The organism is Pantoea sp. X-Soil-TKNS-1211 (assembly GCF_059730495.1).
On sequence record NZ_AP035953.1, the window covers coordinates 2551563 to 2564783 of the forward strand.

The 13221-nt window shown below is 53.1% G+C and carries 11 protein-coding genes; 6 read left to right on the plus strand and 5 right to left on the minus strand.

The window, feature by feature from the left end; translation table 11 throughout:
* Positions 1-89: 89 nt before the first annotated feature.
* A complete protein-coding gene (zwf, locus tag AC6I8W_RS12230) occupies positions 90-1565 on the minus strand; it encodes a glucose-6-phosphate dehydrogenase (RefSeq protein ID WP_497835225.1) in 1476 nt (491 codons plus the stop codon).
* 364 nt (positions 1566-1929) lie between these two features.
* Between zwf and AC6I8W_RS12235 the strand changes: the two genes are divergently transcribed.
* The 4 genes from AC6I8W_RS12235 (at position 1930) to AC6I8W_RS12250 (ending at position 7119) form a co-directional block, all read left to right on the plus strand.
* Complete coding sequence (locus tag AC6I8W_RS12235; RefSeq protein ID WP_497838180.1) at positions 1930-2808, plus strand: MurR/RpiR family transcriptional regulator; 879 nt, start codon at positions 1930-1932, stop codon at positions 2806-2808.
* Positions 2809-2914: 106 nt separating this feature from the next.
* Positions 2915-4357 carry a pyruvate kinase gene (gene pyk, locus AC6I8W_RS12240; RefSeq protein WP_480364095.1) on the plus strand — a complete coding sequence of 481 codons (1443 nt, stop codon included), beginning with the start codon at positions 2915-2917 and terminating at the stop codon, positions 4355-4357.
* 86 nt (positions 4358-4443) lie between these two features.
* Positions 4444-5676: an MFS transporter gene (locus AC6I8W_RS12245; protein ID WP_497835226.1), complete on the plus strand. Its 1233-nt coding sequence runs from the start codon at positions 4444-4446 to the stop codon at positions 5674-5676.
* Positions 5677-6180: 504 nt separating this feature from the next.
* Positions 6181-7119, plus strand: a complete 939-nt coding sequence (locus AC6I8W_RS12250) for an omptin family outer membrane protease (protein ID WP_497835227.1) — start codon at positions 6181-6183, stop codon at positions 7117-7119.
* A 55-nt stretch (positions 7120-7174) separates the two neighbouring features.
* On the opposite strand, the gene lpxM is transcribed toward AC6I8W_RS12250, so the two are convergent.
* From lpxM to znuA, 3 genes are all read right to left on the minus strand, one after another.
* Positions 7175-8149: a lauroyl-Kdo(2)-lipid IV(A) myristoyltransferase gene (gene lpxM / locus AC6I8W_RS12255; RefSeq protein WP_497835228.1), complete on the minus strand. Its 975-nt coding sequence runs from the start codon at positions 8147-8149 to the stop codon at positions 7175-7177.
* Between the two features lie 126 nt (positions 8150-8275).
* The gene (gene mepM, locus AC6I8W_RS12260) at positions 8276-9610 is read right to left on the minus strand and encodes a murein DD-endopeptidase MepM (protein ID WP_497835229.1); all 1335 of its coding nucleotides are present in this window, start codon (positions 9608-9610) and stop codon (positions 8276-8278) included.
* A 14-nt stretch (positions 9611-9624) separates the two neighbouring features.
* Complete coding sequence (gene znuA, locus AC6I8W_RS12265; RefSeq protein WP_497835230.1) at positions 9625-10593, minus strand: zinc ABC transporter substrate-binding protein ZnuA; 969 nt, start codon at positions 10591-10593, stop codon at positions 9625-9627.
* A 77-nt stretch (positions 10594-10670) separates the two neighbouring features.
* Between znuA and znuC the strand changes: the two genes are divergently transcribed.
* Positions 10671-11426: a zinc ABC transporter ATP-binding protein ZnuC gene (gene znuC, locus AC6I8W_RS12270; RefSeq protein WP_497835231.1), complete on the plus strand. Its 756-nt coding sequence runs from the start codon at positions 10671-10673 to the stop codon at positions 11424-11426.
* A complete protein-coding gene (znuB, locus tag AC6I8W_RS12275; protein ID WP_497835232.1) occupies positions 11423-12244 on the plus strand; it encodes a zinc ABC transporter permease subunit ZnuB in 822 nt (273 codons plus the stop codon). Before znuC ends, znuB begins: the two co-directional genes overlap by 4 nt.
* On the opposite strand, the gene ruvB is transcribed toward znuB, so the two are convergent.
* Entirely contained in the window at positions 12217-13221 is a 1005-nt protein-coding gene (ruvB, locus tag AC6I8W_RS12280) for a Holliday junction branch migration DNA helicase RuvB (RefSeq protein WP_497835233.1), read from the minus strand. The two genes, znuB and ruvB, sit on opposite strands and share 28 nt — an antisense overlap.

Consider the following 13221-nt stretch of genomic DNA (forward strand, 5'->3'; position numbering starts at 1 on the left):
CGTGCGATCCGTGCTTGATGGGGAAAATCCGCGCGATAAATCTCGCCGCTACCGATTTACACTGCAGTAGCGGCGGATTCTACGGGATGTTACTCGAACTCGTTCCAGGAACGGCCATCACGGGTGATCATCGCCACAGAGGCAACCGGTCCCCAGGTGCCTGCTTGATACGGTTTTGGTGCATCGGCGTCAGCGCTCCATGCATCAATGATGGAATCAACCCAAGTCCACGCCGCTTCCACTTCATCACGACGCACAAACAGTGCCTGGATCCCACGCATGGTTTCCAGCAGCAGACGCTCATAAGCATCCGCCAGATGCGACTGGTTGAAGGTTTCTGAATAGCTGAGGTCCAGTTTGGTGGTTTGCAGTTTGTGTTTGTGATCCAGACCTGGCACCTTGTTGAGGATCTCGATATCCACACCTTCATCCGGTTGCAGACGAATAGTCAGCTTGTTCTGCGGCAGTTCAGCGTAGGAATCTTTGAACAGGTTCATTTCCGGGTTCTTAAAGTAAACCACCACTTCAGAACATTTGGTCGGTAAACGCTTACCGGTGCGCAGGTAGAACGGCACCCCCGCCCAACGCCAGTTGTCGATATCAACACGGATGGCCACGAACGTTTCGGTTCCGCTCTGCTTGTTAGCACCCTCTTCTTCCAGGTAGCCCGGCACTTTTTTACCTTGCACGAAACCGGCGGTGTACTGACCGCGTACGGTTTTCTCACGCACGTTGGTCTGGTCAATACGGCGCAGCGAGCGCAGCACTTTCACCTTCTCATCACGAATCGCGTCGGCGCTCAGATCAGAAGGCGGTGACATGGCAATCATGGTCAGGATTTGCAGCAGATGGTTCTGAATCATGTCACGCATCTGGCCCGCTTTATCGAAGTAGCCCCAGCGACCTTCGATACCGACTTCTTCCGCCACGGTAATCTGTACGTGGTCGATGGTGCGGTTGTCCCAGTTGTTAACAAAGATTGAGTTGGCAAAACGTAGCGCCAACAGGTTCAGTACCGTCTCTTTACCGAGATAGTGGTCGATACGGAACACCTGGCTCTCTTCGAAGTATTTACCAACGCTGTTGTTGATCTCTTGCGAGGTTTCCAGCGAGGTGCCCAGCGGCTTCTCCATCACTACGCGAGCCGGTTTGGCATTCAGCTTGGCAGCACCCAGACCATCACAGATCGCACCAAAAGTGCTCGGTGGCATGGCGAAGTAGTTAATAGTGACGCGATTTTTCTGGTCGAGCATTTTGCCCAGACGAGAGAAATGCGAGGTGTCGTTGACGTCGAGGTTACAGAAGTCGAGACGGCTGCTGAGTTTGTCCCACAGCGCTTCGTCGATCTTCTCTTTCATGAAGGTTTCCAGCGCTTCACGTACCACTTTGGTGTAAGCGTCTTTATCCCACTCCGCGCGGCCCACGCCAATAATGCGTGTGGTTTCGTGAATCTGACCGGCTTTCTCCAACTGATACAGTGAAGGCAACAGTTTCCGGCGTGCAAGATCGCCTTTGGCACCGAAAATCACCAGATCGCATGCCTGGGCTGTTTGAGTTACCGCCATTTTCCTCTCCTCGTTGCAGGATATACCCGGTCGAGCGTCCTCATTTACCGGGTCCTTATTGTAATTTTCTTACAGCACAATGTACTTTTTTCCCGGTTCCAGGACAACCGGAACGGGGTGTTGCATCAGATAACTCTGCACGCGATTTGCGACTAACGTGTGTTGTCACGTGCGCTTTTGACGCTTTTTTCTGTTTCGCTATTTGTCGGGGAAAACCCATCGCGCGTCAAAGTATGACAAAAAAATCGCGTTTACATTTATCCGCTACTGCGTGCGGTCGCAGTTTACACGGTATATTGTGGTAAACAGAGCGCCCTTTCATCCAGGCATGAAATTGGCAAAAGTGGTGAGTGGTCATCGGGTTATCAATATGCTGGAACAGATTCAGGCGCAATTACCGGCGCTGAGCAAATCAGAACGGAAAGTCGCAGAGCAGATCCTTGCCGCACCGCAGGAGGCCATGCATTCCAGCATCGCCACTCTGGCGCGCGCCGCACAGGTCAGCGAGCCAACGGTGAATCGTTTTTGCCACCGCATGGGTACGCGGGGTTTTCCTGATTTCAAACTACAACTGGCGCAGGGTCTGGCGAAAGGCCCGAACTGGGTCAGTCGTGGCGTGGAAGAAAATGACAGCGTTGAAAGCTATAGCCATAAAATTTTCGATTCAACGCTGGCCGGGTTAAGTCGCGTCCGCCAACAGCTGGATATGGCGGTGATTCACCAAGCGGTCAGCGCACTGACGCGGGCAAATAAGATTGCGTTTTTTGGTCTGGGTGCCTCCGCCGTGGTGGCGCATGACGCCACCAATAAGTTTCTGCGTTTTAATCTGCCGGTCATCTGGTCAGAGGATATTGTGATCCAGCGCATGAGTTGCATAAATAGTGGACCAAATGACGTTTTTGTTCTCATATCACATACTGGTCGAACCAAAAATATGATAGAACTGGCTCGCCTGGCGCGTGTAAACGCTTCCACCGTTTTGGCTATCACCTCTCCCGGTTCACCGCTTGCGGCAGAAGCGACGCTGGCGTTAACGCTCGATGTCCCGGAAGATACTGATATCTACCTGCCGATGGTTTCCCGCCTGGCACAATTGACTCTGGTCGATGTCCTGGCAACGGGTTTTATCCTTGAGCGGGGCGCCTCTTTTCGAGAAAATCTGAAACGGGTGAAAGAGGCGTTGAGAGATTCGCGCCTGGAGAAGCATGTGCAGCAGGAAATCAATGCACAGCAAAATAATTAACATCGCATTCACATGTGAGTCGAATCACAGCCCCTCGATCATATAGAATAGTGACCACAACGTGTCCAGATGACAGGGACACGATACTTAGTCAACGGAGTCCTTCATGTCCAGACGTCTCAGAAGAACCAAGATCGTAACAACCCTCGGCCCGGCAACCGATCGCGATAACAACCTCGAAAAAATCATTGCGGCGGGTGCGAACGTTGTACGACTAAACTTCTCCCACGGAACCCCGGAAGATCACCAACTGCGCGCGAACAAAGTGCGCGAGATTGCGGCCAAACTGGGTCGTCATGTTGCCATTCTTGGCGATTTACAGGGTCCCAAAATTCGTGTTTCAACCTTCAAAGAAGGCAAAGTGTTCCTCAATGTCGGCGACCGTTTCCTGCTGGATGCCAGCCTGGGTAAAGGTGAAGGCGACAAAGAAAAAGTCGGTATCGACTATAAAGGTCTGCCTGCTGATGTGGTTCCCGGCGATATTCTGCTGTTGGACGATGGCCGCGTGCAGTTGAAGGTGCTGGAAGTTCAGGGCATGAAAGTGTTCACTGAAGTGACCGTCGGTGGCCCGCTTTCCAACAACAAAGGCATCAATAAACTGGGCGGTGGCCTGTCAGCGGAAGCGCTGACCGAGAAAGATAAAGCCGATATCCTCACCGCTGCGCAAATTGGCGTCGATTATCTGGCCGTCTCTTTCCCGCGTTGTGGCGAAGATATGAATTACGCGCGTCGTCTGGCGCGTGATGCCGGTTGCGATGCCAAACTGGTCGCCAAAGTAGAGCGCGCGGAAGCGGTTGCCACTCAGGAAGCTATGGATGACATCATTCTCGCGTCTGATGTGGTGATGGTGGCCCGTGGTGACCTGGGCGTGGAAATTGGCGATCCGGAACTGGTGGGTATCCAAAAAGCGCTGATCCGTCGCGCTCGTCAGCTGAACCGTACCATCATCACCGCCACACAGATGATGGAATCGATGATCACCAATCCGATGCCAACCCGTGCAGAGGTTATGGACGTGGCGAACGCCGTGCTGGATGGCACCGATGCCGTGATGTTGTCAGCAGAAACCGCTGCGGGTCAGTACCCGGCCGAGACCGTCGCTGCCATGGCAAAAGTGTGTCTGGGCGCGGAGAAAATCCCGAGCGTCAATGTGTCTAAACACCGTCTTGAAGTGCAGTTTGACAACATTGAAGAAGCCATTGCGATGTCGGCGATGTATGCCGCGAACCATTTGCAAGGCGTCACCGCGATTATCACTATGACCGAATCTGGCCGCACCGCATTGATGACTTCACGTATCACTTCAGGTCTGCCGATCTTTGCCATGTCACGTCACGAGCGTACGCTGAATCTGACGGCGCTGTATCGTGGTGTGACGCCGGTCTACTTTGACAGCAACAATGATGGTGTTGCCGCCGCGCATGATGCCATTAACCTGCTGCGTGACAAAGGTTTCCTCGTTACAGGCGACCTGGTGATTGTCACTCAGGGTGATGTGATGGCGACCACGGGCACCACCAATACCAGCCGTGTTCTGCGCGTAGATTAATTACGTTCACTGACAGCGGCTGTAACATTATGGACAACGCGACTGCTTCGGCAGTCGCGTTTTATTTTCTCTGACAAGGAGGCCAGATGGCCCGCTATCGACCCATAACTCAACTTACCGGACGCGTGCTGTTGTTTCCGCTGGCGTTGGTGTTGTTCGAGTTCGCCACTTATATCGCCCATGACATGATCCAGCCCGGCATGTTACTGGTGACCCGCGAATTCAATGTTGGTCCGGAATGGGTGTCAACCTCGCTGACCGCCTATCTGATGGGTGGCGTGGTGTTGCAATGGCTGCTCGGTCCGCTCTCCGACAAATATGGCCGACGTCCGGTGTTGCTGTTCGGCATTCTGTTCTTTGCCGCCGCCTGTATGCTGACCACCCTGGTTCAGAACATCGAACAATTTATAACGTTACGCTTTATTCAGGGCATCAGCCTGTGCTTCATCGGCGCAGTCAGCTATGCGGCGGTCCAGGAGGCGTTCGCTGAAGCCCTGGCCGTGCGCATGATGGCGCTCATGGCTAATGTCGCGCTGCTCGCCCCTCTGGCTGGCCCACTGGCCGGGGCAGCCTGGCTCAGTATCGCTGACTGGCGCAGCATGTTCTGGTTGTTTGCCGCCTGTAGCATCGTGGCATTTGTGATGCTGTGGCGCATCATGCCGGAGACCGCTGGCGATCGCAGCCATTCGATTGCTCTGCCTACGCTGGCGCGTGGCTATGGTCGTCTGGCGCGTGACCGTCAGGTGATGTATGGCTCTTTCGCCATCGGTTTGGTGTTTATCCCCATCCTTACCTGGGTGGCGCTGTCGCCGGTGATCCTGATGCATGATGAAGGATTATCCCGTCTGCATTATGCCCTGCTGCAATTGCCGGTATTCCTCGCGATGATTGGCGGGAACCTGACACTGGGCAAACTGGCCGGTCGGGTGCCGATAGAACAGCCGGTGAAATTTGCCGCCTGGCCAATCTTAATTGGCCTGAGCATTGCGTTGCTGGGAAATCTTCTCAATAGCCACAGCTATCTGCTACTGACAGCCGGTTTGAGTCTGTACGCCTTTGGTGCGGGTATGGTTAACGCGGGGTTGTATCGCCTGACGCTGTATGCCAGCAACGAAGGGAAAGGCAGCATTGCCGCGATGCTGGGAATGATCAGTATTCTCACCCTCGCCATTGGTATCGAACTGGCAAAAAGTGGTTATTTCAGCGGCGGCACGCCGTGGTTCAGCGCGATTAACTTTATCAGTGGCGTCATGTGGTTCGGACTGGTGACACTGTTTCTGCGTGAGCGCAAACGCCGCAGCCATGTCACTGAGGTGTAATCAGTCAGGCGTTGAATGGATGGAGTTAAGCATTCAACGCCTGTGATTGATCATATTTTCAGCAAATAATTTCACTTAAGATAAATGATGAAAAGATTTCATGCGGATTAACTGAACTTTATTTTCGCCTGAATTTTCACCAGATTTATCATTAACTCAAATAGCCCGTTAATATGCTTCAAAAATTAAGATCGTTATTTAACGTCTGCCTGCAATTAATTTGCGTAAGAAATTAATGTCTCTCGCCCGGTTGACAAGGCTTATCCGATCTTACCTGTCTGAAATCAGCTAACCCGCTGCTTAACCACACAATTATTAAGCCTGCCGATCATCACCATCGGGCGATCGGCTATTATCGTCACAATGAAAAATTATATTAGTTAATTCTGCTGAACTCTGACACCCCTTTTTCTTATCGAAAAACTTACACTTGTCTGACATTTTTCTGCGCATTAGTCTGTGCCCGCTGTTTAAGGATTAACGAAATTCAACACGGGATATAAAATGAAAAAAACTGCTGTTGCAGCAATGATGATGGCTGCACTTTCAGGGAGCGCTTACGCTGAGTCTGCGCAATTCATGCCAAACTTTTCAGCGGACAGCGTCAGCGTTGCCACCTCCATCGGGATGCTGGGCGGGAAATCGAAAGAACTGGTGTATGACGCCAGCAACGCGCGTAAAATTAGCCAACTTGACTGGAAAATTAAAAACGTCGCGATTCTGAAAGGCGATTTCTCCTGGGATGCATTTTCCTTCCTGACGCTGAACGCGCGTGCCTGGACCTCACTGGCTTCCGGCTCCGGTCATATGGATGACTACGACTGGCAGAACGCCAATCAGTCAAACTGGACCGATCACTCTTCTCACCCCAGCACCGATGTCAATTATGCCAACGAATACGATCTGAATGTGAAAGGTTGGTTCCTGCAAGGCGATGATTACAAAGTAGGTGCGGTGGCGGGTTATCAGGAAACGCGTTTCAGCTGGACCGCCACCGGTGGTGCTTACAACTACGATAATGGCGCATTGCAGGGCAACTTCCCGAACGGTCAGGCAGGCATTGGCTACAGCCAGCGCTTCTCCATGCCGTACATTGGGTTGGTTGGTCAGTACCGCATCAATGATTTTGAGTTCAACGCTCTGTTCAAATTCAGCGACTGGGTTCGTGCTCACGATAACGACGAACACTATCTGCGTGATTTGACCTTCCGTGAGAAAACCTCGAACTCACGTTACTACGGCGCGTCAGTGGATGCAGGTTACTACGTCACTGAGAACGCTAAAGTATTTGCTGAATTCACTTACAGTAAATATGAAGAAGGGAAAGGCGGCACTCAGGTGATTTATACGCCGACCGGTGAGTCAGCCTCTTATGGTGGCGACGCAGCGGGTATTTCCAACAAAAACTATACCGTTACCGTTGGTTTGCAGTATCGCTTCTAATCCCTGCCAACAGGGATAAACCTGTCGGGAGAGGGGCTCCCGGCAGGTTTTTCAGTTATTTGCGTGGGTAAAGATCTTTACGCACGTAGGGTTCAATATCCCCCTCTTTGCGCGTCTTCAGTAATTTCAGAATCCAGGTGTATTGCTCAGGATGAGGGCGGACAAAAATTTCCACTTCCTCATTCATACGCCGCGCCAGGGTTTTATCATCAGCATCCAGCAAGTCATCCATCGGGGGGCGGACATAGACCTCAAGACGATGCGTTTCGCTGTTATACACCGGAAACAGCGGCACCACACGGGCACGACACACCTTCATCAGCCGCCCAACAGCAGGCAAGGTCGCTTTGTAGGTTGCAAAAAAATCGACAAACTCGCTGTGTTCAGCACCGTGATCCTGGTCCGGCAAATAATAGCCCCAATAGCCCTGGCGCACGGAGCTGATAAACGGTTTGATACCGTCGTTACGCGCATGCATGCGGCCACCATAACGACGACGCACCGTGTTCCATACGTAATCCATCAGCGGATCGCTCTGGTTATGGAACATCGCCGCCATCATTTGGCCTTCTGATGCCAGCAACATCGCCGGGATATCGACCCCCCAGCCATGCGGGACGAGGAAAATAACGTTTTCGTTATTAGCCTGTAACTGCTCGATGATTTCACGGCCATACCAGTCAACACGTTGGCGCACGCGAGCCGGATTGCGGATGCCTAATTCGGCCATCATCACCATCGCCTGCGGCGCAGTGGCAAACATCTGGTCGACGATGGCCTCGCGATCCGCTTCGCTCAGTTCAGGCAGACAGTAATAAAGATTAATCAATGCGCGGCGGCGCGCGCTTTTCGCCAGCTTACCGGCCAGTTTGCCCAACCCACCCAGAACCGGATCGCGAACTTTGGCAGGCAACATAGCCATGCCAGCCAGCGCCCCAATCGCCAGCCAATTGCCCCAGTATTTTGGCTTCAAAAATGAACGTTGAAACTCGGGGATAAACTCAATGTTATTTTTTTTACGGGTTTCCATGCACTCGCCTCTGACAATGACCGGTCAATAATAGTGACGATGACTAATTTTGCAATCTTCGTGCGTCAGATAGCAAAAAACCGACGAAGAATCCGTCGGTTCTTATTCACTACTCGCGATAATGCGTTATTTCAACGCCAGTTGCGGCAGGTAGGTCTTCACGTTGGCAAGATAGGTAGTGCGATCTTTACCGGTCAGCCCCTCCATCCGCGGCAGCTTCGCCGTCAGAGGATTCACTGCCTGGTTGTTAATCCAGATTTCATAGTGCAGATGCGGTCCGGTGGAACGTCCGGTATTACCGGAGAGCGCGATGCGGTCGCCACGTTTAACTTTCTGACCCGGTTTTACCAACACTTTGCTCAGATGCATGTAACGCGTCATATACTGACGGCCATGACGAATCGCCACGTAATTACCGGCTGCTCCACCATTCTTCGCCACCATCACTTCACCGTCGCCCACCGCCAGAACTGGCGTACCAATTGGCAGCGCGAAGTCGACACCACGGTGCGGCGCAATGCGCCCGGTTACCGGATTCAAACGGCGCGGGTTGAAGTTCGATGATACACGGAACTGTTTCACCGTCGGGAAGCGCATAAAACCACGCGCCAGACCAGAACCATTGCGATCATAGAATTTGCCGTCTTCGGCGCGGAACGCATAGTAATCCTTGCCACCGGTACGCAGACGGACACCCACCAACTGGCTTTGTGCGCTCTTACCGTTCAACATTTCGCGTGACATCAACACGCTAAACTGATCGCCAGCACGCAGCTTGCGAAAATCCATCTGCCACTGCAACGCCTTGATCACATTGCTGGTTTCAGTACTGGTTAATCCAGCGCTGCGGGCGCTGGCAGCAAAACTGCCGCGTACTTCACCGGTCAACACGCTGTTCTGCCACTCACCCTTTTGCAGCTCTTGCTGCATCTTAAAGTTGCCATTGGTCTGGCGCTCATAAGTACGGGTTTCACGACGATCCATTTCCCAACTAAAGGTCTGCAATTGTCCGTCGGCGTTCAGGGTCCAGCTCAGTTGCTGGCCAACGCGCAGACCGCGCAGATCTTTATCACTGCTGACCAGAGCATTGATATCGCTGAGATCGATACCGTACTGATTCAGCGCGCTGCTCAGGGTGTCCCCGGAAGAGACGGTGTAATCATGGACGTTCGGATTGTCCGGCACGTCTTTATCGATATCGTCAGCAGGGATATCTTCTTCCGGCTCCGGCTCAGGTGCCGTCTGATCGATCGGCTCACTGGCTTCCGGCAACAGATGCGGTGATTCGAACTTGTCCAGTGTGATGCTTTTGACAACCGGCGTATCGTCACTGGGATGGTAAACATAAGGCCGCCATACAGCGACGGCCAGAGTGATAACGGTTAATGACCCCAGCATAACGCGGTGGGGGCGCGGCAAATTATTAAATGCGAGGGCGACAGAGCGGGCTATCTGCTGCACTTTTACCTATTCCTCTATGCTCCATTCAGGCAGCTTGCATACTGGCTCGACAACTGTGAGAGGAATTTCACATAGCTGTCTTTGGTTAAGCTGATTCCCATGCCCAACGGATCCAGGGTGCCTTTACGCACATTGGTTCCTCGTGACACTGCATCGATGACTGCTGGCCTGAATTGTGGTTCAGCGAAAACGCATGTCGCTTTCTGCTCAACCAACTGTGTTCGTATCTGATTTAAACGCTGTGCGCCCGGTTGGATCTCAGGATTGACGGTAAAATGCCCTAATGGTGATAAACCGTAATGTTTTTCAAAGTAGCTATAAGCATCGTGAAAAACGAAGTAACCCTTGCTCCTCACCGGCGCGAGCTGCGCGCCAATGTGTTTGTCGGTATCCGCTAATTCTGCTTCAAACTGCTGCAGGTTTGCGTCTAATTTGGCCTTACTTTGTGGCATAAGTTCCAATAATTTCCCATGGATTGCAACCGCTGATTGCCTTGCTATCTCTGGGGACATCCACAAATGCATATTAAACTCACCGTGATGATGATGTTCATCAGACGCGTCTTGTTGACCAGACTTTACTGATTGCTGACTTAATTCGTCAGCGTGCTCGTGTTCGTCATCATCTACGCCGCGAATCAAAAGCGGCTTAACCCCTGCAATATCAGCAATTTCGAGATTTTTATTCGCCGGAAGTTGTGCCGCTGACTTGGTCAGAAAGGCTTCCATTTCAGGGCCGACCCAAACCACTAAGTCCGCGTTTTTAATACGTTTTACATCTGAAGGGCGTAGTGCATAATCATGCTCAGAAGCGCCATCCGGTAACAGCACTTCCACCGGGGTGACACCATCAGCGATCGCGGCGGCAATAAATCCTATCGGTTTAATTGAGGCAACCACCGCAGCAGAGGTTGGCAGAGCAAAAGCAGCAGCAACCGCTACCGCAGGAAGGGTAAAAGCAAGGCGCTTTTTAATGTGTAACATAATGCGTCATTCCATCGTGACCTGTTGATGGAGTGTGATATTATAACATCCGAAATTCTGTGCAACCTGTAAATATCATGCCTTCACTTGTTACGCTCGAAAACATCTCTGTGAAATTCGCTCAGCGTCCGGTACTTGCGGGCATTAGCCTCAAACTGGAGCCGGGTAAAATTTTAACCTTGCTTGGCCCTAACGGTGCCGGGAAATCAACCCTGGTGCGCGTCGTGCTGGGCCTGCTGACGCCCGATAGCGGTGAAGTGAAACGCGACGCCAATTTGCGTATTGGTTATGTGCCACAAAAACTGCATATTGACCCCACTCTGCCGATTAGCGTCGAACGCTTTATGCGTTTATCACGCGGCAGTCGTGCCGACGCCATCCTGCCAGCACTGAAGCGCGTGCAGGCGGGCCATCTGTTGCATGCGCCGTTGCAGAAATTATCCGGCGGCGAGACCCAGCGTATCCTGCTGGCCCGTGCGCTGTTAAGCGATCCGCAGCTACTGGTGTTGGATGAGCCGACGCAAGGAGTGGATGTTAACGGCCAGGTCGCGCTGTATGACCTGATTGACCAACTGCGCCGTGAACTGAACTGCGGCGTGTTGATGGTCTCGCACGACCTGCATCTGGTGATGGCAAAAACTGACGAAGTGCTGTGCCTGAATCATCATATCTGCTGTTCCGGCACGCCGGAAGCGGTATCCCAACACCCGGAATTCATTGCCATGTTTGGTCCGCGCGGTGCGCAGCAACTGGCAATCTATCGCCATCATCATAATCATCGTCACGATTTACAGGGACGCATTGTTCTGCGCAAAGGAAATGGCCCGTCATGATTGAACTGCTTTTACCTGGCTGGCTGGGTGGTGTCTTTCTGGCACTGGCCGCTGGCCCACTGGGTGCTTTTGTCGTCTGGCGTCGTATGTCCTATTTTGGGGACACTCTGGCGCATGCGTCATTGCTCGGCGTGGCATTCGGCTTGCTGTTTAACGTTAACCCCTATTATGCGGTGATCGTGGTAACAGTCTGCCTGGCGCTGGGGCTGGTGTGGCTGGAACGTCGTCCTCACCTCGCGATTGATACCCTGTTGGGCATTATGGCCCACAGCGCGCTGTCGCTGGGCCTGGTGGTAGTCAGCCTGATGTCCGGGGTGCGGGTGGATTTAATGGCCTATCTGTTCGGCGATCTGCTGGCGGTCACACCGCAGGATCTGTGGATGATGGGCGGTGGCGTGGCGATTGTGCTGGCGGTGATGGCGTGGCAGTGGCGTTCATTGCTGTCGATGACCATCAGCCCGGAGCTGGCGCAGGTTGACGGTGTCAATATTCAACGCACACGTCTGATGCTGATGCTGGTCACCGCACTGACCATCGGTGTGGCGATGAAGTTTGTCGGCGCGCTGATTATTACCTCGCTGCTGATCATCCCGGCAGCTACCGCGCGCCGCTTTTCCCGCTCCCCTGAGCAGATGGCGGGTTTTGCGGTGATTATCGGTATTCTCGCGGTGACCGGCGGCTTGAGCTTTTCAGCATTGTACGACACGCCAGCCGGTCCTTCAGTGGTACTTTGTGCAGCCGTGCTGTTTATCATCAGCATGGCAAAAAAAACCGGCGTCCTGACGTCGGTTTACTCTTCGCGCGTAATGCCGAAGTGACGATACGCATGCTGCGTTGCCATACGGCCACGCGGCGTGCGCTGAATAAAGCCCTGCTGGATCAGGTAGGGTTCAATCACATCTTCAATGGTTTCACGCTCTTCACCGATGGCGGCAGCCAGGTTATCCAGCCCTACCGGCCCGCCCATAAACTTATCGATAATCGCCAATAGCAGTTTACGGTCCATATAGTCAAACCCCTGACTGTCGACATTCAGCATATCCAGCGCACTGGCGGAGACCTCACCACTCATATTGCCATTGGCGCGGACTTCAGCGAAGTCACGCACACGGCGCAGCAGGCGGTTCGCAATACGCGGCGTACCCCGCGCACGCCGTGCGATTTCCAGCGCGCCCTCTTCGCTCAGCGTCAGACCGAGGCAGGCGGCGCTACGGCCCACAATATGTTGCAGATCGGCCACGTTATAGAATTCGAGGCGCTGCACAATGCCAAAACGATCGCGCAGCGGTGAAGTCAGCGAACCGGCGCGCGTGGTGGCACCAATCAGGGTAAAGGGAGGGAGATCGAGTTTGATCGAGCGTGCTGCCGGGCCTTCGCCAATCATTATATCCAGTTGATAATCTTCCATCGCCGGATACAGCACTTCCTCCACCACTGGCGACAGGCGATGGATCTCATCAATAAACAGCACATCATGCGGTTCAAGGTTGGTCAGCATCGCAGCCAGATCGCCTGCTTTCTCCAGCACCGGTCCCGAGGTAGTCCGCAGATTGACGCCCATTTCATTGGCGACAATATTGGCCAGCGTGGTTTTGCCAAGGCCTGGCGGGCCGAAAATCAACAGATGATCGAGCGCATCACCCCGCAACTGCGCGGCCTTGATGAAGATCTCCATCTGTTCTCGCACCTGTGGCTGGCCAACATACTCCGCCAGTAGCTTAGGACGAATGGCACGGTCGAGGTTCTCTTCTTCATTCACACTGCTGGCAGAGACCAGACGATCGGCTTCAATCAT

What these genes read in the sequence shown, in the direction of transcription:
- zwf (WP_497835225.1), bottom strand. Translation starts at nt 1,565, where the DNA reads ATGGCGGTAACTCAAACAGCCCAGGCATGCGATCTGGTGATTTTCGGT.
- pyk (WP_480364095.1), top strand. Translation starts at nt 2,915, where the DNA reads ATGTCCAGACGTCTCAGAAGAACCAAGATCGTAACAACCCTCGGCCCG.
- AC6I8W_RS12245 (WP_497835226.1), top strand. Translation starts at nt 4,444, where the DNA reads ATGGCCCGCTATCGACCCATAACTCAACTTACCGGACGCGTGCTGTTG.
- AC6I8W_RS12250 (WP_497835227.1), top strand. Translation starts at nt 6,181, where the DNA reads ATGAAAAAAACTGCTGTTGCAGCAATGATGATGGCTGCACTTTCAGGG.
- lpxM (WP_497835228.1), bottom strand. Translation starts at nt 8,149, where the DNA reads ATGGAAACCCGTAAAAAAAATAACATTGAGTTTATCCCCGAGTTTCAA.
- znuA (WP_497835230.1), bottom strand. Translation starts at nt 10,593, where the DNA reads ATGTTACACATTAAAAAGCGCCTTGCTTTTACCCTTCCTGCGGTAGCG.
- znuC (WP_497835231.1), top strand. Translation starts at nt 10,671, where the DNA reads ATGCCTTCACTTGTTACGCTCGAAAACATCTCTGTGAAATTCGCTCAG.
- znuB (WP_497835232.1), top strand. Translation starts at nt 11,423, where the DNA reads ATGATTGAACTGCTTTTACCTGGCTGGCTGGGTGGTGTCTTTCTGGCA.
- ruvB (WP_497835233.1), bottom strand. Translation starts at nt 13,221, where the DNA reads ATGATTGAAGCCGATCGTCTGGTCTCTGCCAGCAGTGTGAATGAAGAA.